Origin of the sequence: Streptomyces herbicida, from assembly GCF_032656585.1 — a bacterium.
Classification (GTDB): domain Bacteria; phylum Actinomycetota; class Actinomycetes; order Streptomycetales; family Streptomycetaceae; genus Streptomyces; species Streptomyces herbicida.
On the sequence record NZ_JAUYWJ010000016.1, the window covers coordinates 256,280 to 280,519 of the forward strand.

The 24,240-nt window shown below is 70.2% G+C and carries 19 protein-coding genes; 2 read left to right on the plus strand and 17 right to left on the minus strand.

Annotated elements, in window-relative coordinates; translation table 11 throughout:
* Positions 1-4 precede the first annotated feature (4 nt).
* The 3 genes from nadD to Q8A52_RS31640 all read right to left on the minus strand — a co-directional run bounded on the left by nadD (position 5) and on the right by Q8A52_RS31640 (position 1,214).
* The gene (nadD, locus tag Q8A52_RS31630) at positions 5-691 is read right to left on the minus strand and encodes a nicotinate-nucleotide adenylyltransferase (protein ID WP_316757647.1); all 687 of its coding nucleotides are present in this window, start codon (positions 689-691) and stop codon (positions 5-7) included.
* A gap of 79 nt (positions 692-770) precedes the next feature.
* On the minus strand, positions 771-932 hold the full coding sequence (locus Q8A52_RS31635) for a hypothetical protein (protein ID WP_316757649.1): 162 nt from the start codon (positions 930-932) through the stop codon (positions 771-773).
* A gap of 120 nt (positions 933-1,052) precedes the next feature.
* Positions 1,053-1,214, minus strand: coding sequence for a hypothetical protein (locus Q8A52_RS31640; protein ID WP_316757650.1), 162 nt, complete (start codon positions 1,212-1,214; stop codon positions 1,053-1,055).
* 102 nt (positions 1,215-1,316) lie between these two features.
* Here Q8A52_RS31640 and Q8A52_RS31645 point away from each other — a divergent pair, with 102 nt between their 5' ends.
* Positions 1,317-2,396: a M48 family metallopeptidase gene (locus tag Q8A52_RS31645; RefSeq protein ID WP_316757654.1), complete on the plus strand. Its 1,080-nt coding sequence runs from the start codon at positions 1,317-1,319 to the stop codon at positions 2,394-2,396.
* 270 nt (positions 2,397-2,666) lie between these two features.
* On the opposite strand, the gene Q8A52_RS31650 is transcribed toward Q8A52_RS31645, so the two are convergent.
* The 5 genes from Q8A52_RS31650 to proB all read right to left on the minus strand — a co-directional run bounded on the left by Q8A52_RS31650 (position 2,667) and on the right by proB (position 7,551).
* Positions 2,667-3,737 carry an SCO2583 family membrane protein gene (locus tag Q8A52_RS31650; RefSeq protein WP_316757656.1) on the minus strand — a complete coding sequence of 357 codons (1,071 nt, stop codon included), beginning with the start codon at positions 3,735-3,737 and terminating at the stop codon, positions 2,667-2,669.
* 89 nt (positions 3,738-3,826) lie between these two features.
* On the minus strand, positions 3,827-4,399 hold the full coding sequence (locus tag Q8A52_RS31655; protein WP_450818388.1) for an SCO2584 family spore wall biosynthesis protein: 573 nt from the start codon (positions 4,397-4,399) through the stop codon (positions 3,827-3,829).
* A 97-nt stretch (positions 4,400-4,496) separates the two neighbouring features.
* A complete protein-coding gene (locus Q8A52_RS31660) occupies positions 4,497-5,783 on the minus strand; it encodes a glutamate-5-semialdehyde dehydrogenase (protein ID WP_316757659.1) in 1,287 nt (428 codons plus the stop codon).
* A 110-nt stretch (positions 5,784-5,893) separates the two neighbouring features.
* Positions 5,894-6,322, minus strand: a complete 429-nt coding sequence (locus Q8A52_RS31665; RefSeq protein WP_316757661.1) for a hypothetical protein — start codon at positions 6,320-6,322, stop codon at positions 5,894-5,896.
* Between the two features lie 122 nt (positions 6,323-6,444).
* Positions 6,445-7,551, minus strand: coding sequence for a glutamate 5-kinase (gene proB / locus Q8A52_RS31670; protein ID WP_316757694.1), 1,107 nt, complete (start codon positions 7,549-7,551; stop codon positions 6,445-6,447).
* Positions 7,552-7,764: 213 nt separating this feature from the next.
* Between proB and Q8A52_RS31675 the strand changes: the two genes are divergently transcribed.
* A complete protein-coding gene (locus Q8A52_RS31675) occupies positions 7,765-9,198 on the plus strand; it encodes a polysaccharide pyruvyl transferase family protein (RefSeq protein WP_316757663.1) in 1,434 nt (477 codons plus the stop codon).
* A 279-nt stretch (positions 9,199-9,477) separates the two neighbouring features.
* Here the strand turns inward: Q8A52_RS31675 and Q8A52_RS31680 are convergent, their stop codons facing one another.
* The 9 genes from Q8A52_RS31680 to Q8A52_RS31720 all read right to left on the minus strand — a co-directional run.
* Complete coding sequence (locus tag Q8A52_RS31680; RefSeq protein WP_316757696.1) at positions 9,478-10,635, minus strand: glycosyltransferase family 2 protein; 1,158 nt, start codon at positions 10,633-10,635, stop codon at positions 9,478-9,480.
* 398 nt (positions 10,636-11,033) lie between these two features.
* Complete coding sequence (locus Q8A52_RS31685; RefSeq protein WP_316757698.1) at positions 11,034-13,115, minus strand: hypothetical protein; 2,082 nt, start codon at positions 13,113-13,115, stop codon at positions 11,034-11,036.
* Between the two features lie 179 nt (positions 13,116-13,294).
* Positions 13,295-14,794: a bifunctional cytidylyltransferase/SDR family oxidoreductase gene (locus Q8A52_RS31690; RefSeq protein ID WP_316757665.1), complete on the minus strand. Its 1,500-nt coding sequence runs from the start codon at positions 14,792-14,794 to the stop codon at positions 13,295-13,297.
* An 890-nt stretch (positions 14,795-15,684) separates the two neighbouring features.
* Positions 15,685-17,232 (minus strand): alkaline phosphatase D family protein, encoded by a 1,548-nt coding sequence (locus Q8A52_RS31695; RefSeq protein ID WP_316757666.1) that lies wholly within the window; start codon positions 17,230-17,232, stop codon positions 15,685-15,687.
* Between the two features lie 211 nt (positions 17,233-17,443).
* Entirely contained in the window at positions 17,444-17,911 is a 468-nt protein-coding gene (locus Q8A52_RS31700; RefSeq protein ID WP_316757668.1) for a hypothetical protein, read from the minus strand.
* A 376-nt stretch (positions 17,912-18,287) separates the two neighbouring features.
* Positions 18,288-19,736: a GTPase ObgE gene (obgE, locus tag Q8A52_RS31705; protein ID WP_316757670.1), complete on the minus strand. Its 1,449-nt coding sequence runs from the start codon at positions 19,734-19,736 to the stop codon at positions 18,288-18,290.
* A 118-nt stretch (positions 19,737-19,854) separates the two neighbouring features.
* Positions 19,855-20,109, minus strand: a complete 255-nt coding sequence (rpmA, locus tag Q8A52_RS31710) for a 50S ribosomal protein L27 (protein WP_023550764.1) — start codon at positions 20,107-20,109, stop codon at positions 19,855-19,857.
* A gap of 13 nt (positions 20,110-20,122) precedes the next feature.
* Positions 20,123-20,443, minus strand: a complete 321-nt coding sequence (gene rplU / locus Q8A52_RS31715; protein ID WP_100826193.1) for a 50S ribosomal protein L21 — start codon at positions 20,441-20,443, stop codon at positions 20,123-20,125.
* A gap of 278 nt (positions 20,444-20,721) precedes the next feature.
* Positions 20,722-24,240: Rne/Rng family ribonuclease (locus Q8A52_RS31720; protein WP_316757672.1), on the minus strand; the 3,519-nt coding region annotated here is incomplete at its 5' end.

The window sequence follows — 24,240 nt, forward strand, 5'->3', positions numbered from 1 at the left end:
CGGTTCACTCGCCGCGGTACAGCTCGCGCTTGTCGATGTAGCGCACGACTCCGTCCGGCACCATGTACCAGATGGGGTCGCTCTTGGCGACTCTCGCACGGCAGTCTGTGGAAGAGATGGCCAGCGCGGGAACCTCCACGAGCGAGACACCGCCCTCCGGGAGTCCGGCGTCGCTGAGGTGATGCCCCGGACGAGTGACCCCGATGAAGTGCGCCAGGGAAAACAGCTCCTCGGTGTCGCGCCAGGTCAGGAGCTGGGCGAGGGCGTCCGCGCCGGTGATGAAGAAGAGGTCGGTGTCGGGGTTGAGCGCGCGCAGGTCGCGCAGGGTGTCCACGGTGTACGTGGGGCCGCCCCGGTCGATGTCGATGCGGCTCACCGAGAACTGCGGGTTCTCGGCGGTCGCGATCACCGTCATCAGGTAGCGGTCCTCGGCCGGGGAGACCTTGCGGTGGGTCTTCTGCCAGGGCTGGCCCGTGGGGACGAACACGACCTCGTCCAGGTGGAACTGCGCGGCGACCTCGCTGGCCGCCACGAGGTGCCCGTGGTGGATGGGGTCGAACGTACCGCCCATGACGCCCAGACGGCGCTTGCCCGTGTTCACGGGGCCGTTGCCGGGCCTGTGCTCGGGGCCGTTCACCATGTCGTTCGCCATGTCATTCGCCGGACCGGTAGGCATGTCCTGCTCTCCCATGCGTGCAGACCCTACCGGCCCGGCCTACGGGCCTCGTCCGTCAGACCCCAGGGGGCGGCCCGGTGACGGGCGCCCGGGCTCAGCGGTCGCGGTTGAAGCGGGTGGTGATCCACAGCAGGAGCAGGAGGAGGAGGAAGGCGCCTCCGCCGGTGACGAGGGGGTTGAGGCTGTTGTGGTTGCCGCCCTCCTCGCCCTCGGCGGCGAGGGTGACCAACTGGGCAGCGGTGCTGTGGAAGCTCATCTTCGGCAGGACCTATCCGGTGTGGGCGGGATAAAGATGTCGGCTCATCGTAAGCGGGCGGCCCTGCGCGCCTCGCGCCGACTCCGCCGTTGGGGACGAGCGGGGAACGTTCCCCGCGGCTCAGTCGTCCTTATGTTTGTACCCGCGCAGCAGGAACCAGCCGGTCAGTGCACAACCGAAGAACATCACGATCAGGACGATCCGGAGCAGATTGCCCGCCCCGTGCTGCTGGGCGGCGCTCGCGGCCTCGGTCAGCCAGGCGGCTGCGGGGTGATGCTCCATGACGTGGCTCCTTCGGCTGTACTGCCCGTCCACGGTATCTCCGCCTAGGCTGGGCCCTGCCTTGGGGGCACATAGGGCACACACACGCACATGGGGGATGACATGTCCAGCGACGGTCACGAGCAGAACGGGAACGAGCGCGTACCGAGCAGGCAGCGCCGGCGCTTCCCGGGTATCTCCTCGCGTGCCTACGAGCACCCGGCCGACCGCTCCGCGCTGGTGGCGCTGCGGAAGCTGAGCGGCTTCGACACCGTCTTCAAGGCGCTCAGCGGGCTGCTGCCGGAGCGAAGTCTGCGGCTGCTGTTCCTGTCCGACTCGGTACGCGTGTCGGACCAGCAGTTCTCACATCTGAACGACATGCTGCGGGACGCCTGTTACATCCTGGACCTGGAGAAGGTCCCGCCGATGTACGTCACGCAGGACCCGCAGCCGAACGCGATGTGCATCGGCCTGGACGAGCCGATCATCGTCGTCACCACGGGCCTCGTCGAGCTGCTCGACGAGGAGGAGATGCGGGCGGTCGTCGGCCACGAGGTGGGGCACGCGCTGTCCGGTCACGCGGTGTACCGCACGATCCTGCTGTTCCTGACGAGCCTCGCGCTCAGGATCGCCTGGATACCGATGGGCAACCTCGCGATCATGGCGATCGTGACCGCGCTGCGGGAGTGGTTCCGCAAGTCGGAGCTGTCCGCCGACCGGGCGGGGCTGCTCGTCGGACAGGATCTGCAGGCCTCGATGCGCGGCCTGATGAAGATCGCGGGCGGCAACCATCTGCACGAGATGAACGTGGACGCGTTCCTGCAGCAGGCCGAGGAGTACGAGGCGGGCGGCGACCTGCGCGACTCCGTGCTGAAGATCCTCAACGTGCTGCCCCGCTCCCACCCCTTCACCGCGGTGCGGGCGGCCGAGCTGAAGAAGTGGGCCGGGACCCGCGACTACCAGCGGATCATGGACGGACACTACCCGCGGCGCAGCGAGGACAAGGACACCTCGGTCAGCGACTCGTTCCGTGAGTCGGCGGCGAGCTATGCCAGTGACGTGAAGAGCTCCAAGGACCCGCTGATGAAGCTGGTCACCGACCTCGCCGGCGGGGCCGGGAACCTGGGCGGCCGGGTCAAGCGGGGCTTCGACGGCTTCGCGAGCCCGCCCCCGCCGAAGGCTCCGCCGCAGGACGAGGAGTAACCCTCCGGTCGGCTGCCCCCGGCGCGGGCCGAGCGGACGCGGATCGGCTCGGGCACGGATCGGCTCGGGCACGACCGCTTCGCGTCCCGGCACGGCAGCGCACGGTTGCGCCGGGGAGGCCGACACCACAGGGCGGGCGCGGGCACGGGCCAGGACCGGCACGGCCAGGACGGGCGAAGGGTCTGGGGCACGGTTACGGCCGCGAGCTCACCCGCCGGCTGACGCCGGCGGAGGACCCGGCACGGGTACGGGGACCGGCTCCGCCCCTTCTCAAGCCGTCGGCTCGGCCCCCGTGGCCAGGGTTCCGCAGAGGGCCGTTGCGCTGCCCGTGGCGTAGGGGTTGGTCCCTGCCGGGCCGCCTGCCTTGGCGGTCTGGCCGGCCAGGAGCGGGTTGAGGTGCTTGGTGGAGTCCCCGGCGCAGGAGAGCGGGCCCGCCTGCACATAGGAGACGACCAGCTGGGTCTGGTGCGTGCGCAGGTCGTCGCGGTCGAAGCGGAACGTCAACTCGCGGCGGACGGTGAACAGGGACACCAGGGCCTTGTCGTCGGCGCCGGTCGGCCGGAGCGCATACACGAACGTGTGGTCCGCGGTGACCTCGAGGGTGGACGAGTTGGTCTCGGCGGCTTGCAGCGTGCCCTGGACACGGATCTTGCGGTCGGCCAGCTGTGCGTGGGAGGCGTCGAAGCGAACCAGCCAGCCGGTGGGCGCGTGCCGCCCGTCCGCGGCAGGGTGTTCGAAACTCTGGTCGAACTGGTCGAGTTGGTCGGGGTCGACCAGGACGCGCGCCGGGTGGAACTGGCTGCTGCTGAGCACCTCGGGGTAGAGCGAGGAGCGGACGATGTAGTCCTTCGCCGTGCTTAGGGCGGCCACGACGTCGCCGTCCGAGAAGTGGGCGGTGCGCCGGGAGGCGGGCAGCGGAATCCCCTCGGCGCCGACCGCGTACTGCGCGGCGGGGCTGTGCGCGTACAGGTACTCGGCGTCGGCCGAGCCGGGCACCTTGCCCTGTGGGGAGAGCGGGATGACGGTCATCCGGAGGGCATCGACGGGCTGCCGGGTCTGCGGGGAGCTGTACGGGTGGCGTACGCCCATGTAGATCGCGGTGCCGAAGGCGATGGCGATCAGCAGGACGAGGATCAGCGCCTGCCGGGTCAGCCCCCGGTGCAGGGGCGGGCGACGGCGTACGGCGGGCGCGTGGTCGGCCATGCGCTCCTGCGCGGAGTACTCCTGAAGCCGGGCAGCACGGACGAACGACTCGTCGAAGACGACGGATCGGTACTCGTCCTCGCCACCCACGGGGCCGCCCTCGGGTGTCCCCTCCGGTGGGTCTCCAGGCCCGCCCATACTTTCAGAGTAGGTCTGGAGAGGCTCGGGTAAACGCCCTGGTACACGACAAGTTCTGACAGGTTCTCACCAGGAGGACGACAGGCAGTTCAGGGCGAGCGCGGGATCGCCGAGACGGCCGGCTGGGAGGTGTCGGCGGAAACGGAGGGAGCCGCCGCACTGCCCTGTTCCAGGCCGGTCGAGGCGGGGGGCGGGACCTGGTCCCGGTCGCCCGAGGAGGCGCTGCGGTAGACGGCCGCGAAGGCCAGCGCGACCATGCCGATGCCCATCACGAGCGCGAGCACCCAGGCGACGGGGCGATGCCAGCGGACCTGCCTGCCGTATGTCCCGGGGGCGCCGTAGCCGTCGTCGAGGACCTCGGTGTCGTCCAGGTCGTCGAGGTCGCCGCCACGGCCGAAATCGTGCCCGTCGGGGCCGTACCCGTCGTCGAAGCGTTCGCCGGCGGCGTGCGCCCGGCGCGCCTCGGCCTCGGAGGCCTCGGCTCTTGCCTGGGCGGCGGCCAGGAGGCGCTCGACGGCGGTCGGCTCGTGCACCACGGCCGCTCGTACGAAGGCCTCGTCGAAGACCACGGAGGCGAACTCTTCGTCCGACACCCCGTGGTCGTGGTCGTCGTCGGGCTCCCAGCCGTCCGGGAACGGCGTGCCCCCCACGTCCTCCGGCACGGATCCAGAGTAGACCTGGGGGGTCAATTTGGGCAGACGGTATGGAAATTCATCCGTCTGGTGAGACGCCTCTCACGTGCCCGGGAGGGCGGCTCCGTCAGCGGCGGACGTGGCCGTCGCCGGTGACGATGTACTTGGTGCTGGTCAGCTCCGGCAGACCCATCGGGCCGCGGGCGTGCAGCTTCTGCGTGGAGATGCCGATCTCCGCGCCGAAGCCGAACTGGCCTCCGTCGGTGAAGCGGGTGGACGCGTTCACCGCCACCGTCGTGGAGTCGACCAGCTGGGTGAAACGGCGGGCGGCCTGCTGGGAGGTGGTGACGATCGCCTCGGTGTGGCCGGAGGTCCACAGCCGGATGTGCTCGACCGCCTTGTCGAGGGAGTCGACGACGGCGGCGGCGATGTCGTACGAGAGGTACTCGGTCTCCCAGTCCTCCGGGGTCGCCTCGACCACGGTCGCCTTGGAGTCCTTGGCGTACGCCAGGACGCGTTCGTCGGCGTGCACGGTCACCCCGGCCTCGGCGAGAGCGTCCAGGGCACGCGGCAGGAACTCGGCGGCGATGTCCTGGTGGACCAGGAGGGTCTCGGCGGCGTTGCAGACGCTGACCCGCTGGGCCTTGGAGTTGATCAGGATCTCGACGGCCATGTCGATGTCGGCCCGGGCGTCGACGTAGACGTGGCAGTTGCCGGTGCCGGTCTCGATCACCGGGACGATGGACTCGGAGACGACCGTCTGGATCAGCGAGGCGCCGCCGCGCGGGATCAGCACGTCGACCAGGCCGCGGGCGCGCATGAGCTCGCGCACGCTCTCGCGGCTCTCTCCCGGCACGAGCTGCACGGCGTCGGCGGGCAGCCCGGCACCGCCCACGGCGTCGCGGATCACCCGGACGAGGGCGGTGTTCGACTCGTAGGCGGAGGCCGAGCCGCGCAGCAGGACGGCGTTGCCGGACTTCAGACACAGGGCGGCGGCGTCGACGGTGACGTTCGGGCGGGCCTCGTAGATGATGCCGACGACGCCGAGCGGGACACGGACCTGGCGCAGGTCGATGCCGTTGGGGAGGGTGGAGCCGCGGACCACCTCGCCGACCGGGTCGGGCAGCCCCGCGACGTCCCGCACGTCGGAGGCGATGGCGCGGACCCGCTCGGGCGTCAGGGTGAGCCGGTCGACGATGGCCTCGCTGGTGCCGGCCTCCCGGGCCTTGGCGATGTCCTTGGCATTGGCCTCGACGATCTCGCTCGTACGGACCTCCAGGGCGTCCGCGATGGCGAGCAGCGCGTCGTCCTTCACGGCACGCGGCAGCGGCGCGAGGTCGGCGGCGGCGGCCTTGGCACGGTAGGCGGCCTGGGTGACCGGGGACATGGCGTCGTACGGCGAGAGCGTGGTCATGAGGGAAGGGTAGTGCGCCCGCCGGGGCCGTCCAGCGGTTGTTCCACACCGCGAGACGGGATCAAGAGGGACGAAACGCTTGTAAGCGACCACAAGGCACCCGTAAGGGATCAGAAGGGATGAATCCCCACCGGGGTCGCGGGCGGCGGTCCGTAGCCCTCGGAGACGCGCTGGTGGTAGGTCTCGCGGTCGATGACCTCCAGGCCGACGATCTCCCAGGCGGGGAGCCCGGCGGTCTGGCGGTGCTCGCCCCACAGGCGCAGCGCGACGGCGGCCGCGTCGTGCAGGTCGCGCGCCTCTTCCCAGTAGCGGATCTCCGCGTGGTCGTTGGCGTACCGGCTGGTCAGCAGGAAGGGGTGGTCATGGGCGAGCTGCTCCAGGGCGCGCCGCAGGTCCTTCAGGGGGACTTCCTCCCCCGAGACGCTGAGGGTGACATGCCACAGGCGTGGCAGGTCCTTGGGCTCCTTGTAGGTGTCCCCGGCCGCGACGCTCGTCAGAGCACCACGGGACGCCGCCGCCCCAGGGCGCACTCGTCTCACGACGGCCTCCTTCACGCAGCGACTCGGGAACGTGTTCCTGAGAGAAAGTTGAGCAGGCCGCACGGCTCCGCGGGGCGGTTTTACGGAACGTCCCCCACCGGGGGCGGTCGTTACGCCCCGGTTTACGGGTGGAGGATCACCAGGTCGTCCCTGTGTACGACCTCGCGTTCGTACGACGGCCCCAGTTCCCGGGCCAGTTCCCGTGTCGAACGCCCGATCAGCTGGGGGATCTCCTTGGCGTCGAAGTTGACGAGCCCGCGGGCCACCGCGCGCCCCTCTCCGTCGCGCAGCTCGACCGGGTCGCCGGCGCTGAACTCCCCCTCGACGGCGGCGATTCCGGCCGGCAGCAGCGACTTGCGGCCCTTCACGACCGCGCGCACCGCACCGTCGTCGAGAGTGAGGTGCCCCTGCGGGGTGGAGGCGTGCTGCAGCCACAGCAGGCGGTCGGCGGAGCGCTTGCCGGTGGGGTGGAAGTAGGTGCCGGTGTCCGCGCCGGAGAGGGCGTCGGCCGCGTGGATCGCGCTCGTGAGCACCACGGGGATGCCGGCGGCGGCCGCGATCCGGGCGGCCTCGACCTTGGTGACCATGCCGCCGGTGCCGACACCCGCCTTGCCGGCGTTGCCGATCTCGACGTGGGCGAGGTCCTCGGGCGCCCGAACTTCCGCTATCCGCGAGGTCCCGGGTTTGCTGGGGTCGCCGTCGTACACGCCGTCGACGTCCGAGAGCAGGACCAGCAGGTCGGCGTGGACGAGGTGGGCGACGAGGGCGGCGAGTCGGTCGTTGTCGCCGAAGCGGATCTCGTCGGTGGCGACGGTGTCGTTCTCGTTCACGATCGGGAACGCACCCATCGCGAGCAGCTTGTCGAGGGTGCGGGAGGCGTTGCGGTGGTGGGCGCGGCGGCTCATGTCGTCGGAGGTGAGCAGGACTTGCCCGACGCGGACGCCGTAGCGGGCGAAGGAGGCGGTGTAGCGGGCCACCAGCAGACCCTGGCCGACGCTGGCGGCGGCCTGCTGGCGGGCGAGGTCCCTGGGGCGGCGGCGCAGGCCCAGCGGGGCGAGGCCGGCGGCGATGGCGCCGGAGGAGACGAGGACGATCTCCTTCTCTCCCCCGCTGCGGCTCTTGGCGAGGACGTCGACGAGCGCGTCGACGCGATCGGCGTCCAGGCCGCCCGATGCGGTGGTCAGCGACGAGGAGCCGACCTTGACGACGATCCTGCGGGCCTCGCCCACGGCCTGCCTTGCCCTTGCCACTTACGGTCCGTCCCCTCGCGACACGATACGGCTGTCCGCCTGGCAATCTACGCGAACGGGATGGTGCGTTGCGCATCGGTCCACACACCGGACAGACGTCATGTGATCGTCCGATCACACTGCGCTTACGGCAAAAAGGTTGCGCTGGTTGTGTATGGAAATTAAAGACTGTCAAAACTTAATTTGAACTTTGTGTCACCTAAAGATCGCGGCGCGAAGCGCATCCTCCTCAGATCGGGGAAGAGTCCCTACGACGTCTTCTCTGTCGAAGAGGCCCTCCATCGGGACGTCATCGCCACCAACTCCGGCAACCTGATCTTCAGCGACGCCTCGCACAAGATCCTGGAGACCCCGGCCACGGAGGTGGTCTCCAACGGGATCAGCACCGAGGTGGCGGCGGCATCCCGGATCAACGAGGAGTACGACGCCTTCGTCGTGCCGCTCGCCAACGCGTTCCGGCCCTCCTTCGAGAACGGGCTGCGGCGGCTGACCCGGCTCATCACCCGGCTGAGGATCCCGGTGGTGGTGCTGGGGGTCGGGGCGCAGACCGGGGTGAACTACAACCCGACGCGGCTGCAGCGGATCGAGCCGGCGGTGCGGGAGTTCGTCTCGGCGGTGCTGGACCGCAGTGCGTCGATCGGGGTCCGGGGCGAGTTCACCGAGCAGTACCTGAAGGACATGGGGTTCCGGGACGTCGAGGTGATCGGCTGCCCGTCGCTGTTCATGTACGGGCATCAACTCGGCGTGCACAAGCGGGCGGTGGCGCTGACGCCGGAGTCCCGGATCGCGATCAACGGTTCGCACAGCGCGGTGCGGGCGCAGGGTCTGGACGGGATCATCGACCGCGCCCACGAGCGGTATCCGCGTCTGCGCTTCATCGGGCAGAACCTCAGCGACGCACGGCAGTTGCACTGGCGGGATCTGTCGGACCCGAACGCCCGGGTGACCGCGATGCCGACGCATCCCGACCATCCGATGTACCGGGAGGACAAGGTCCGGGTGTACGTCGACCCCGTCACCTGGATCGACGACCTGCGCTCCTTCGACTTCTCCTTCGGCTCCCGCATCCACGGCAACATCGCGGCGCTGCTCGCCGGTACGCCGGCGACGGTGCTGTGCGGGGACTCGCGGACGCTGGAGCTGTGCCGGTACTTCGACATTCCGCACCGGCGGCTGGACAAGGTCGTCAAGGACCCGGAGAGCGCGGATCCGGCGCGGCTCTACGAAGACGCCGACTTCACCAAGCTGGTGGGCGGTCACCCGGAACGCTTCGAGCGGTTCACGGCGTTCCTGGACAAGAACGGGCTGGAGAACACCTTCACCCACGGGGACGGCGGCGCGGCCTTCGAGGAGCGGATGCGTTCACTTTCGTTCCCGGCGGGGGTCCGCCCCTGGAACGACTCGGACATGGCGTCACTGACCGCGCGGTTCAGCTGGCTGCACACCCGCATCAACGAACTGTCGGTAGACAACGCCCAGTTGAAACGAGACCTGGCCCGCACCCGAACCGGCACCAAGACCACGGCAAGACTGACGCCGGCCACCCCAACCCCCTCGGTCTACCGCCGCGCCCGACGCGCAGTGGGCAGACCGATCCGCAGGGCACTGCAGTCGGGCCGGGATTAGGGCCCGGGCCTCCGGCTGGGACGGCTCGGCTGGGTGCGCCACGAGAGGGGTGGCGGCTGGGCCGGTCGCGGCATGCGTGGCCATACCGGGCCCCGGCGGAGCCGACCCTGGGCGCGGACGGGTTGAGCACGAGGTGGCCAACTGCCGCCGAGCCATACGGTCCGCTGCGGTGGGCTGAGTACGAGGCGGCTGAGACCGGCGGTGGAAGGACCGGGAGGTCGCTGGGGCCGGCGAGTGGAGGGCCGGGAGGCCGCCGCAGGCACCGGCCCCGCGGCAGCGTCACGCTGCCGCCGGGAAGCCCCCCGTCGGCAGGGAGCGCCGTACCTTTCGTATCGCTCGGCGCAGGAAGGAGTTCGCGGAGGCCTCGCGGTAGCCCTCGAAAGCTCGGGCCTCCCGGGGTTCGGCGAGGTAGAGGGAGTCGGGGAGGCCCGCCTCGCGGGAGCGGAAGTGGGGGTAGACGAGGTAGACGCGGGTGCCGCGCTTCTCCAGGATGGCGGCGGCCTGTCTCTTCGCTCTGACGAACTCCACGACGTCCTTGAGGAGTTCGGGTCGGCCGATGGCCACGAGGTGCAGCCGCAGGCGCTCGTGGACGCGGAGCCGGCGGGCGACCTCCGGAGTCCAATAGGCGTCCATCAGCGGCTTGGCCAGCTCGAACTTGTGCCGCCTGACCTCCTCGCTGTCCTTGAGGTACTTGGGGCCGAACTGCGGCAGCAGGGTGATCAGGAAGGGCCGGATCATGAGCGTGTCGCGCTTGGGGCCCGCGGGCACCATCTCGGCGATCAGCTTCATCAGGGCCCGTGCGGAGTCGAAGCGGAGCGTGTAACTGCCGCTCTTCGTGACGTGCTTGCCGTCCTCGCGGCCCACCAGGTAGTAGCAGGGGTAGTCGGCGAGCACGGAGACCCCGTCGGCCCGCAGATACGCCTCCATCGTGAACAGCGCGTCCTCGCCGGTCCACAGGGACTCGTCGAACCGCATCCCGTGCCGTTCGAGCAGCTCGCGGCGGAAGAGCTTCTGGGCGCTCAGGGTGAACTTGATGTTGGACGAGAAGACGTCGGTACGGTCCAGCGTCTTGCCCCACATCGACTTCGGCGGGGTCCGGTTGATCCCCTCGACCTTGCCCAGGACCACATCGGTGCTGTTCTTGTCGGCCATGGCGACCATGCGCTCCAGCGCCTCGGGGCCGAGCCGGTCGTCGGCGTCGAGGAAGAACACGTACCGCCCGGAAGCCTTGCCGAGGCCGACGTTGCGCGGACCGCTCGGACCGCCGGAGTTCTTCTGCCGGATCACGGTGACCCGCATGGCCGCACGGGCCGCGAACTCCTCCAGGCACTCCCCGGTGCCGTCCGTGGAACCGTCGTCGACCGCTATGACCTCGAGACGTCTCGGGTCGATGGTCTGTGCCTCGACCGAAGCCAGACACTCGACCAGGTACGGCATCGCTTCGTACGCCCCGATGATCACAGTCACATCAGGCTGCGTCACGACGGTCACGGTTCCCCCTTGTCAACGGAACATTTCCCCCGAATCGCCTTAATCGCAAATTGTTAGACGGTGGACGGGGTGAAGCGGTTGCTTCACCGCACACATTCCGTGGTCCACATCACATGACGAGCGGATCGACAGGGGCTCTGGCGGGTGACACCGGACAGTACGGACCACCGGTAAGAGATGCTCACCGCCAAGGCGAAGCGGGAGTAAGAGGGAACGGTAAGAGACCTGAACCTGCAGGTCAGAGCGACACCCGGCAACAAAGGGCCCGACCCCGAGGAGTGCTCCTCGGGGCCGGGCCCTGCTTCGCTTCCGCCTGTCCGCGCGGTCGTCGTCCGGTCGGGACGTCAGCCCGCGGTCACACCGTCCGTGTCACCCGTGGACGACAGCCGCTGTCCCGGCAGCACATCCGCGAGTTCGACCTCTTCCGCGGTACCGGCCGCGGCGCGGGCCTCCTGGCCCACGTTGCGGGTCTCGGCCTTGAGGGCGAGGTCCGCCACCGCCGCGTTGAACTGGTCGATGGACTTCGGCTCGTCCGGTCCCAGCAGATAGCGCTTGAGCTCCGTGCGGTCCGCCGCCAGCGGATCGGCCGAGGGGTCGCGGACCGCGTCCAGCAGCCCGCCCAGCTCGCCCGCGCTGTTGGACAGGATCACCGCGGCGCGCACGGCCGTGTTCTGCCGCTTGAACTCCTCCACGCCGAGCTCGGCGGAGTCCGTGACGGCGTAGGGCTTGCCGCTCGCGATGAAGTCGGAGACCACGGACGAGATGTCGGAGACCATCGCGTCGGAGACGTTGAAGCAGTCGTACAGACGCGGCTCGGCGCCGGTGATGACCCGGTGCTCGTACGCGGGGAACGAGCGCCAGTACGCGGCGTTCCACTCGGCGCGCAGCCGGGCGATCTCCTCGTGCTTCTGCACGTCGACCACGCCGTCGCGGCTGGCCTCGGCCTCGTCGCCCTTGTCGCCGCCGGTGCGGGACAGCTCGGCGATACGGGCCTCGATCCGGGTCAGCTCGGCCGTGGCCTGCGCCTGGGCGGCCGCGTCGGCGGCGAAGCGGGAGTCGGCGGCGCGCTCGGCGGCGGCCTTCTCGACCAGGGCCGTGATCCGCCGGTGCGCGGCGCCGGCCTCGGCGCTGACGGTGCCGGTGAAGGGGTGCGGCTTGTACAGGACGCGGACCGGCGGGTCGGCCTTCACCAGCTTGTTCACGATGTTCTCGCCGGCCAGCACGATCGAGGTGTTGCCGGGGTTGCCGTCCCAGCCCTCCCAGGTCGGCGCGTAGAGTACCGTCGGGATGCGACCGTCCGGCACGCCCTGCCACGTCTGGATCGGCGCCAGCTGCGGGCGGCCGACCTCCACGATGTCGTCGTCGCGGACGCCGACGTCGGCGATGGCGTAGCGGTCGCGGCCGGCACGGCCGGCGGTCCACACCTCGTCGTACACCTTGCTGAACGGGTTGACGCTGGCGAGCTTGTCGCTGTCGCCGTGGCCGATGAAGACGTGCTTCATGGTCGGGACGCGCAGCAGGTGGATGTTCTTGCCGACGTTCGCCGCGTAGAGGGCGACGCGCACGGTGGACAGGTCCAGGTTCATCAGGTGCACGCCTCCGGGCACGCAGATGACGGGGACCGTGGTCGGGGCCAGGTTGTTCAGGATGACGCGCTCGCGCAGGACGATCAGCGGCCGGGTCTCCAGCCGCTCCATCGTCTCCAGCCACATGTTGACCTGGTACGCGGAGTCCTTGGAACCGGAGAAGTAGAGCACCGTCTCCGGCTTGTAGGCGGCCAGCCAGTCGTCGACGGCGGCCAGCACCTTCTCGGCGTTCGGCGGGGTCTTGCTACCACGGACGTACGGCATGAGCGCGAGGACGTACAAGGAGCCCAGGGCGATCGTGATGCCGATGCCGACGAATCCGGCGACGGCCGAGTCCATGACCGCGGAGACCAGCAGACCGGCGACGGCCGCGAGGTCGAGGTGGAGCATCTTCTCCGCGGAGCGGTGCAGCAGACCGCGTCGCGGGGCGTCCGGGATGCGGATGCGCGACTTCAGGTCGATGTTGCGGGTGGCGACCGGCATCCGGCGGCGGTTGCGGATCAGGGTGACCAGCGCGCCGTGCGGGGCCTGGAGGCCGTAGAACGCGATGAAGCAGGCGATGGCGCCGTAGAAGATCAGGTTGTTCGAGAGCGACAGCCGTGCCAGCAGCAGGATCAGCAGCAGCTGCCGGATCAGGAAGCGGATCGAGAGACCGGCCCGCACCTTGCTGAGGCGGTTGATCAGGTAGCTGCCCTTGCGGTGCAGATAGTGGTCCGCCAGGTACGTCACGGCGGCCGCTGCCGCGAAGGCGTAGACGCTCGGGACGAGCGCGGCCAGCATGAGCGCCGGGAAGCCCAGCAAGACCAGGGCCGCCGCGGCCAGCTCGGCCGCGCTGCCCACCCGGGCGACGCGTATAGCGGTGGATATCACGGATAACCTTTTGCTGACAAAAAGGCCGGAATAAGACCTTGCGGACAATTTGCGGACGGTCTGGGAGCTCTACGGATTCAGGCCTCTGTGAATGCTCCGCGATCGCGTAGCCACAGAGGCCTGAATTTCAGTTGCCTATTTGATGTTGATTATGCCACGCCGTCCTGACGGTCCAGGACGCTGGCGAGCGCCTGCTCGAAGCCGGAGGCCTGGCCGGCCGCCGCCGTCGGGTCCTGCTGGCGGACGTCGATGACATGACCGGTCAGCTCGGACAGCAGCACGTCGAGCGAGGTGCGGGCCACGGCCTCGGAGGAGAGCAGGCTGCCCGCGGGCTCCTGGCCGAAGGCCTTGGTGCGCATCGGGGTGGCGGTGCGCTCCGGGTTGATGCAGTTGACGCGGATGCCGTCACCGGCCCACTCGTCGGACAGCGCCTGGGTGAGATTCACCATGGCGGCCTTGGTCGAGGAGTAGAGGCTGTACTCGGCGCGGCCGCGGGTGTAGCTGCTGGAGGTGTAGAGCAGCAGCTGGCCCTTGGTCTCGGCCAGGTACTTGTACGAGGAGCGGGCGATCTGCACCGGGGCCAGGTAGTTGACCTTCAGCGCCTCCTCGATGGTGGCGTTGTCGGTCTCGGCGAGCTTGCCGATGCGCAGCACGCCCGCGGTGTTGACGACGTAGTCGATCCGGCCGGTCTCCGCGTACGCCTTGGACAGCGCGTCGTCGACCTCCTCCGGGTTCTCCACGTGGGTGCCGGTGGTGGAGCGGCCGAGCGCGTAGACCTGCGCGCCGTAGGACTCGGCGAGTTCGGCGATGTCCTTGCCGATGCCGTACGAACCGCCGAAGATCACCACGGTCTTGCCGGTGAGGAGCTCGCGGTAGGCCTCCTCGCCGTTCTGCTCCGGGGCCGCGGTCGAGGCGAGCTGGAAGAGCTTGTCGGCGATGAAGACGTCGACCGGCTGGGTCACCTTCATGTTGTACTCGTCACCCGCGACGACGTGGATCGGCACGTCCGGCAGGTACTTGAGCACGACGGAGCAGTCGTCCGTGGCCTGGAAGTTGGGGTCGCCGGCCGCGACCTCGTAGGCCCGCTTGATCGTGGACAGCTTGAAGGCCTGCGGCGTCTGGCCGCGGCGCAGCCGGGAGCGGTCCGGGATCTCGGTGATGAACTCACCGTCCTCGCCGTGCGTGCGGGTCACGATGATGGTGTCCGCGGACGGGATGGCGACGTCGACCGCCTGGTAGCGCTCGAGCGCGACGACGCAGTCGTCGATGACGCGCTGCGACAGCAGGGGGCGTACCGCGTCGTGGAAGAGGACGTTGAGGTCCTCGCCCTCGGCCAGGCCCTCACCGAGGGCGGCGATGGCGCGCTCGGTGGTCTCGTTCCGGGTGGAGCCACCCTCGATGATCTTCTTGACCTTGCGGAACCCGGCCTTGGCGACGATCTTCTCGATGTCGGGGACATAGCCCGGCGCCATCAGCACGATGACGTCGTCGATCGAGTCGGCGTTCTCGAAGGTGGTCAGGGTGTGCTCGATGACTGCCTTGCCGGCGATCTTCAGCAACTGCTTGGGGATCGACAGACCCACGCGCTGACCGGTTCCACCGGCCAGGATCACTGCGGTGGTTCGGGGCTTGGCTATGTGCTGGGACACAGATGACCTACCTTGGGGCGTCAGGGAACCTCGAAATGGTCCCACTTCGGGTTACCGCAGTGCAAGGTGAGCGTCCTTCGCTGCATATGTGGCCGCAACCTCTCATTCACCTTGCAGTCCTGGTGATGGCCGTCGTCCTCACGAGGGCTCCCGGAAGTCCCCGTGAATTTGCTGTGAGTAAGTCCACTCTCAGCGGCGCCGCAGTCGCTGCAGGCACCGATGGCCGAGTACCCCGACGAGTTCCTTCGACGACGTCTGGTGCACCGTGCGGGCCGGAGCCGGCCCGCGCGGGCACCGAGGCGGCCGCGGCGAGGGCCCCGTGCAACGCCTGCGCGGCCACTTCCGGTGAGATCCGCGCCTCGTCGGAGACCGGGTGGCCGGATTCCGTCTGCTCCGGTACGGCGCTGCAGCGCCGGGTCACCGAGGACGCGCACGCCCATCGCCGCGATCCGGTCGCTCATCTCGGCGCCGATGTCCGCGGCGGCCTCGAACGCCCACCGGGGCGTGGCAATCTTCACGTCCTGCTGGGTGGGACTGCACGCGTTCTTCATATGCATGACCGCGCCGTTACGAACGAGCTCGGAATACAGCTCGTCGGGCAGTCCATTGCCGCGGAATTCCACATCAAGATTCCGCAGCATTTCGGTCTCGGCCAGGGTGAGGGAACGATTTTCAGCAGCCGCGTCCAGTGCCGGTCGGTGGGCAGGGTCTCGCCCACCATCACGGGCCGGGCGCAGACGGCCGGCGCGGCCTCCATCGGGTGTCGGGCGGCAGCGGGGCGGGCGTCTCTCGTACGGTCCGTCTCCATGGTCAACGGACGGTAGGAGACTTACCCAGGACTTACCTTTGAGCGCCCTGGGACTGCGGTGAGTCCCAGGGCCCCGCACGCCTCAGACCAGGTTCACGCCCGGTTCGTCCGACTCCACCCGCAGCCGCGCCAGCGTGCTCGCGGTGGCCTGCGGCTTCACCACCGTGTCCACGACCCGGACCTGGGCGTCGATGCCGTCGCGGCGGATGTCGAAGAGGTGGTAGCCGCGGTGCGCGTCGATCACCTTCCAGTGCGGGTTGTCCGCCTTCAGCGGGTCCCACTGGGCGTGGAAGGCGGCCTGGTCCTGGTCGCCGTTGCTGGAGATGGAGGTGCCGACGAACTCGGCGCCGACCACGTCGGAGTCCGGGTCGGCGAAGTCCAGCTTCAGGTCGCTGATCATCGTCAGGTGCCGGTCACCGCTGAGCACGACCGGGTTGCGGACGTCCTGGAACGCCTCCAGGAGCGCGTTGCGTTCGGTCTGGTAGCCGTCCCAGGCGTCGTAGAACCAGAGCTTGCCCTCGCCGAGCAGCAGATCGGTCTCGGCCATCATGATCTGGGAGGCGATCAGGTTCCAGCGGGCCGGGGAGTCCTGCAGCCCGTCCAGCAGCCACTCCTTCTGCGCGGCGCCGAGCATCGTCATCGACGGGTCCTCGGCGCCGGCCTGGCTGGTGGCCTGGTCGCTGCGGAACTGCCGGGTGTCCAGGACGTTGACTCGGGCCAGGCGGCCGAACTCCAGGCGCCGGTACATCTGGATGTGCGGTCCGTTCGGGACGGCGGTGGCGCGGACGGGCATGTGCTCGTAGTACGCCTGGTAGGCCGCCGTCAGCCGGGCCACGAACGCGTCGTGCGACTGCTTGTCGGGGTCCTGCGGGATCTCGCCGGCGAAGTCGTTGTCGACCTCGTGGTCGTCGAAGGTGACCACCCAGGGGGCGTTCGCGTGCATCGCCGCGAGGTCCGGGTCGGTGCGGTACTGGGCGTAGCGGTTGCGGTACTGGACCAGGGTGTACGGCTCCCCCTTGCCCTCGTGCCGGCGCACGCCCGTCGACGAGGGCGTCGACTCGTAGATGTAGTCGCCGACGAAGAGAACGAAGTCGGGGTCCTGGGCGAGCATGTCGGCGTACGGGGTGAAGTAGCCGTGCTGCCAGTTCTGGCAGGAGGCGAGCGCCACACGCAGCGAGCCGCCCCTGCTGTGCGGGTGGGGCGCGGTGCGGGTGCGGCCGGTGGGCGAGATCTGGCCGCCGGTGCGGAAGCGGTACCAGTAGGTGCGCCCCGGGCGCAGGCCCCGAACGTCCACGTGAACGCTGTGCCCGTACTCGGGTCTGGCATCGGCGACGCCCCGGCGAACCGTCTTTCTGCAGCCCTCGTCCTCGGCGATCTCCCACTGCACCGGCACCACGGCGTCGGGCATGCCGCCGCCGCCCAGCGGGTCGGGAGCGAGCCTGGTCCACAGCACGATGCCGTCGGGCAGCGGGTCGCCGGAGGCGATGCCGAGGCTGAACACACCGTCAGGCAGCGGGGTTTCGGCCGCGCGGGCGGGGGCCGGCAGCCAGAGCTGGGCGGAGGCCGCGGCACCTAAGACGGCGGCACCTGCGGTGATGAAGCGGCGTCGGTCGGGCGATGATGCGGTCATTCGCTGACTCCCTTACCACAGTGACCTCTTCGGACCTTCGGAAGCTCCCACGGCCGGACGGTCCGTCCGCTGAACGGAAGCCTTCGCGAGCATGACAAACAAGCAGACAACGGAAGACCCGTTGCGGCACCCAACACCCTTGTGCCACAACGGGTCTGACGGTAGATCGGAATGCGACGCGGACTCAGTAGGCGAACGGGCTGTGTTCTGATCAGCGAGGGAACGCGTCGCCGAGCCGGGCGCGGTTCACAGTGGTGCCGAGGGAGCGGGCGCCGAAGGAGAAGGAGCGGGCGGCCGTGGCCCCGGTGGAGCCGGCGCCGAACACCCACACGGCACCCGCCTGCGCGTCCTCGCCGAGCGCGGCCACGATCGGCTCCGCCCGGCCGTCGCCGTTGCCGTTGCCGTCCGCCAAGTGCACGTTGGTGCCGAAGAGATCCCCGCCCTCGGCCGTCCCGGGCACGCCGGCCCTGCTCTGGCCGAACACCTTGGTGCGGGCGCCGGTCGCCCCGTGCGGCCCGCTGGGTACGACGGCGAAGGTGCCGGCGTTCTTCAGCCCGCCGGCGTCCTCGTACGGAATGCCCGCCACGATGTCGCCGTATCCGTCCCCGCCGACATCGCCGACCGAGACCGACCGTCCGAACTCGTCCCCGGCCTCCTGGACGCCCGGCAGAGCGGCCACATAACCGGCCTTCCTCCTGCCGCCCACGGTCGCGGACGGGGCGGTGACGCCAGGTCCGCGTAGCCGTCGCCGTTGAAGTCCTGTTTCAGGGCCTCGACGGCGGCGGCGGCCGTGGGCCGGGCATGGGCGTCGGGCAGCGTCGCGGAGGTCGCGGCGAGCAGGGCGACGGCCACCACGACGGTGCGGCGAGTGCTCGACGGGGAAGTCCAGGGCACGTCGACTCCGGGAATCGGACGGGCAGTTGACCCGCGGAGAGCACAAGATCCTCGTCCGCGACGCCCTGTACGACTCACCGGAGAGCGACGGGGTTGCCCTGGAGTGCGTGCCGCCTTTCCCCGGCGTTCACCGCTTCAGCTCTGGCCCGGCTCCGGATATGTCACTCGAACGGGTCGAAGCTGTCGAAGTCCTGGAAGGCTTCGTCCCGCTCGGCCTGCCGGTCCCGGCGCCGCTGCACCGCGGGGCGCTGCTCCTCGAACCGGTGGTCCTCGCCGCGCCGGCCGAGCATCTCCGCACCGGACATGACCGAGGGCTCCCAGTCGAAGACGACCGCGTTGTCCTCGGGACCGATGGCGACGCCGTCGCCGGAGCGGGCGCCCGCCTTCATCAACTGCTCCTCGACACCGAGGCGGTTGAGCCGGTCGGCGAGGTAGCCGACGGCCTCGTCGTTGTTGAAGTCGGTCTGGCGGACCCAGCGTTCGGGCTTCTCGCCGCGCACCCGGAACAGCAGCTCGCCGCCCACCTCCTCGCGACTCACGGTGAAGCCCGCGTCGTCCACGGCCTTGGGCCGGATGACGATCCGCGTCGCCTCCTCCTTCGGCTTCGCGGCCCGCGCCCTGGCCACCAGGTCGCCGAGGCCGTACGACAGCTCCTTGAGTCCGATGTGCGCCACCGCCGACACCTCGAAGACGCGGTAACCGCGCGCCTCCAGGTCGGGCCGGACCATCTCGGCCAGGTCCTTGCCGTCCGGCACGTCCACCTTGTTCAGGACGACGATCCGGGGCCGGTTGTCGAGGCCGCCGTACTGCTTCAGCTCCTCCTCGATGACGTCGAGGTCGGAGACAGGGTCACGGTCGGACTCCAGGGTCGCCGTGTCCAGCACATGCACCAGCACGCTGCACCGCTCCACGTGCCGCAGGAATTCCAGGCCCAGCCCCTTGCCCTGGCTGGCGCCCGGGATCAGTCCCGGCACGTCGGCGATGGTGTACACGGTCGCGCCCGCGGTCACCACGCCCAGGTTCGGCACAAGGGTCGTGAAGGGGTAGTCGGCGATCTTCGGCTTGGCCGCGCTGAGCACCGAGATCAGCGAGGACTTGCCCGCGCTCGGGTAGCCGACCAGCGCCACGTCGGCGACCGTCTTCAGCTCCAGGACGATGTCCTGCAGGTCCCCGGGCTCACCGAGCAGCGCGAAGCCGGGCGCCTTGCGGCGGGCCGACGCCAGCGCCGCGTTGCCGAGGCCGCCCCGGCCGCCCTGCGCGGCGATGTACGACGTGCCGTGCCCGATCAGGTCGGCGAGCACATTGCCCGCCTTGTCCAGGACGACCGTCCCGTCCGGCACCGGAAGGACCAGGTCCTGGCCGTCCTTGCCGGAGCGGTTGCCGCCCTCGCCCGGCTTGCCGTTGGTGGCCTTGCGGTGCGGGGAGTGGTGGTAGTCGAGAAGCGTGGTGACCGACTGGTCGACGGTGAGGATCACGTCACCGCCGCGCCCGCCGTTGCCGCCGTCGGGTCCGCCCAGCGGCTTGAACTTCTCGCGGTGGACGGAGGCACAGCCGTGACCTCCGTTACCCGCGGCGACATGCAGATCGACGCGGTCCACGAAGGTGGTCATGGTTCAGTGCCTCCAGAAACGTGCGGGTATTACCAATGTCAACACGCGAAAGGCGGACCCGCCTTCCCGACCGGGAAGTGAGGTCCGCCTCGCGAAAGCGTTCGGTTCAGGCCTGAGCTCAGGCGACCGGAACGATGTTCACGACCTTGCGGCCACGGTGGGTACCGAACTCCACCGCACCGGCCTGCAGCGCGAACAGGGTGTCGTCGCCGCCACGGCCGACGCCGGCGCCCGGGTGGAAGTGGGTGCCGCGCTGGCGGACCAGGATCTCACCCGCGTTGACGACCTGACCGCCGAAGCGCTTCACGCCGAGCCGCTGGGCGTTGGAGTCGCGACCGTTCCGGGTGGACGATGCGCCCTTCTTGTGTGCCATGTCTCCTCAGTCCTTACTTCGCAGCCGCGGGGATCGCGGTGACCTTGATCGCCGTGTACTGCTGGCGGTGGCCCTGGCGACGGCGGTAGCCGGTCTTGTTCTTGTAGCGCAGAATGTCGATCTTCTGGCCCTTGTGGTGGTCCACGACCTCGGCCTGGACCTTGATGCCGGCCAGCACCCACGGGTCGCTGGTCACAGCGTCGCCGTCGACAACGAGCAGGGTCGAGAGCTCGACCGTGTCGCCAACCTTGGCAGTGGAAATCTTGTCAACCTCAACGATGTCGCCGACAGCAACCTTGTGCTGGCGACCACCGCTGCGCACGATGGCGTACACGCGGATCTCTCTCTCGCTCGGAAACGGCACCCCCGCAGGCCAGCCGCCCAGCATCGTCACGGGCGACCTCTCCCGGCCAACCGTGTGCCCGGGAGGAAGAGGTTTACGGGGATGTGGCGTGTTCAGTGGACACGCCGACGGTCAAGGTTACGGGGCCGTGGCCGAAGGGGTCAAACCGGCCGGGTCCCGCTGGGGGTCCCCCTGCTCGAACGAAGCCTAGAGCTCGGGGGAATGCGGCCGGTCACCGGGACCGGCCGCACCCCTCGCTCCGGGCCTTGTCAGGCCTCGTCGGCGGCGGCGGAGACCGCGGTCTTCTTCGCCGTCGACTTGGCGGCGGCCGTCTTGGCGGTCTTGGCCGCCTTCTTGGCCGTCGTCTTCTTGGCCGCGACCGTCTTCTTGGCCACGGTCTTCTTGGTGGCGGCCTTCTTCGCCGTGGCCTTCTTGGCGGTCTTGCGGGCAGCCGCCTTCTTGGCCGGAGCGGCTTCCTCGGTCTCCGCCTCGGCGGCAGCGGGCTCCTGCGCCTCCGCCGACGGGACGACCACGACGGCCGTCTCCTCGGACGCGGTGGGCGCGGTGGGCGCGGTGGCCTTGCGCACCGCACGGCGGCGCGGACGGGCCGGGGCGGCGCTCTCCACGGGCGCCTCCTCGGCCGGAGCCGCGGCCTCGGCCTGCTCCTCGGGAGCCGTCGGGGCCTCGGCCACGGGCGCGGCCTCGGCGACCGTCACCACGGCCGCTTCGGCACCCGCGGGGGAACCGGCGGGCGCCGACACCTTCCGGGTCGCACGACGGCGCGTACGGCCCTTGGGCGCGGTCTCCTCGGTCGACGGCGCGGCGACCACCGCGTCCTCGACGGCGGCGGGCTCGGCGAGCGCCTCGGCGGCCGTCTCCGGCTGCACCGGACGCGCGGCCTCCGCCGCGGCCGGGACAGCCTGGGCGGTGGGCACCTCGGCGACCTCCACCTCGGCCTCCGCCTTCGCGGCGTCGCGCGACGGGGCCTCGGCCTTCGCCGACTGCTTCCGGGGCGCGCCCGCCGGAGCCGAGGCCCGGCGGCCGGCCCGACGGCGCGTACGGCCACGGGTGGCCGCGGCCTCCGCCTCGGCGATGCTGCTGTACAGCTCCTCGTCCGGCGCCATGTCCGGCGCGGGCAGCGCGACGGGCTCCGCGACCTCGGCCACGACCTCGGCCATGGCCTCGGCCTCGCTCTCGGCCTCCTGCTCGGCGGTCTCGACGGCCTCCGTGACTACGGCCTCGTGCTCGTGCACATGTCCGTCGCCGCCGCGGCCACGCTTCTTGCGCTTGCCTCCGCCGCCGACGGAGGCCGGCTGCTCCATGTGGACGATCACGCCACGGCCGTTGCAGTGGACGCAGGTCTCCGAGAAGGACTCCAGCAGCCCCTGCCCGACCCGCTTGCGGGTCATCTGGACGAGGCCCAGCGAGGTCACCTCGGCCACCTGGTGCTTCGTACGGTCCCGGCCCAGGCATTCGAGCAGGCGCCGCAGGACGAGATCCCGGTTCGACTCCAGGACCATGTCGATGAAGTCGATGACGATGATGCCGCCGAGGTCGCGCAGCCGCAGCTGGCGGACGATCTCCTCGGCCGCCTCCAGGTTGTTCCTGGTGACGGTCTCCTCGAGGTTGCCGCCCTGGCCGGTGAACTTGCCGGTGTTGACGTCGACGACGACCATCGCCTCGGTCCGGTCGATCACCAGCGAACCGCCGCTCGGCAGCCAGACCTTGCGGTCCAGCGCCTTGGCGAGCTGCTCGTCGATCCGGTAGGTGGCGAAGGCGTCGACCTCGGAGGTCCACTTCGACAGCCGCTCGGCGAGGTCCGGGGCGACGTGCGAGACGTACCCGTGGATGGTCTCCCAGGCGTCGTCACCGCTGACGACGACCTTGGAGAAGTCCTCGTTGAAGATGTCGCGCACGACCCGGACGGTCATGTCCGGCTCGCCGTACAGCAGCGAAGGCGCGCTTGAGCTGCCGCCGTTCTTGGCCTTCTTCTGGATGTCCTCCCACTGCGCCTGCAGTCGCTCGACGTCCCGGCGCAGCTCGTCCTCGCTCGCGCCCTCGGCGGCGGTGCGCACGATGACGCCCGCGTCCTCGGGGACGATCTTCTTGAGGATGGTCTTCAGCCGGGCGCGCTCGGTGTCGGGCAGCTTGCGGCTGATGCCGGTCATCGAGCCCTCGGGGACGTACACGAGGTAACGGCCCGGGAGGGAGACCTGGCTGGTCAGACGGGCGCCCTTGTGGCCGATCGGGTCCTTCGTCACCTGGACGAGGACGGACTGGCCGGACTTCAGGGCGGACTCGATACGACGCGGGCCGTTCGCCATGCCCAGCGCCTCGAAGTTGACCTCACCGGCGTAGAGCACCGCGTTGCGGCCCTTGCCGATGTCGATGAAGGCGGCCTCCATCGACGGCAGCACGTTCTGGACCTTGCCCAGGTAGACGTTGCCGACGTACGAGGTCGACTGCTCCTTGTTGACGTAGTGCTCGACGAGCACGCCGTCCTCCAGGACGCCGATCTGCGTACGGTCGCCGTGCTGGCGCACGACCATCACCCGCTCGACGGCCTCGCGGCGGGCCAGGAACTCGGCCTCGGTGATGATCGGGACGCGTCGGCGCCCCTGCTCACGGCCTTCCCGGCGGCGCTGCTTCTTGGCCTCGAGACGGGTCGAGCCCTTGATGGACTGCACCTCGTCGGACGGCTCGGCGGGCTTGCGGGGCTCGCGGACCTTGACGACCGTGCGCTCCGGGTCGCCCTCGCCGGGCTCGGCGTCGGCGGAGGTGTCACCGGCGCGACGACGGCGACGGCGACGGCGACGGCTGCCGGCGGAGCCGGCCTCGTCGGCGTGGGCGTCCTCGGCGTCCTCTTCCTCCTGCTCGGCGGTGTCCTCGGCGTCCTGCGCGGCCTGCTCGGCGGCGAGTTCCTCGGACTCGGCGTCCGCGCTCTCACCGGCCTCGCCGCGGCGGCGACGGCGGCCACCACGCCGACGGCGACGGCGCGCACCGGTCTCCTCGGCCTCGTCGCCCTCGGCGGCGTCCTCGACCGAGTCCTCCGGCTCTTCGGCCTCCTCGGTCTCGTCCTCGACGGGGGTCTCGGCCGGGGTCTCGACGGCCCGGGCCTCGGTCTCCTCGTAACCCGCGCCCCGGCGGCGGCGACGGCGGCGCGAGCCGGCCTGCTCCTCCGTGAGTTCCTCGGTCTCCTCGGTTCCGGCCGCCTCGGCGGCGGCCTCGGCGGCGGCCCGCTCCGGGGTCTGGAACTTCGGTTCGGTGAAGACGGGCGCCTGGAACACGGCCACGGCGGGCCGCGCCCGACGGCGCGACTCGGGCTCGGCGGTCTCGGCGGTCTCGGCGGCGACCGCCTGGGCGGGCTGCGGGGCGGGCTCGGAGAACCCGGACGCGGCCTGCCGCACGACCCGGCGCCGGGTGCGACGCGGCGCGGCGTCCTCGGCGGCCGCTTCGGCGGCGGGGGCCTTCACGGGCTCGGCGGCCTGTGCCTCGACGGCGATCTCGGCCTGCTCGGCGGACTCGGCGTCGGGGGCCGCGGCGGCCTCCTCGGCGGCGGGAGCACCGGTGGGCGCGGAGGCACGGCGGGTGGCACGACGACGCGTACGAGCAACCGGCGCAGCCTCCTCAACCGCCACAGGCGCCTCGACGACCTCAGCCTCCGCCTCCGCCTTCACCTCAGCAGCCGGAACAACAGCCTCGACAGCCTCAGCAGACACAGGCGCACCAGCAGGCGCAGAAGCACGACGTGTCGCACGACGACGCGTACGAGCAACCGGCGCAGCCTC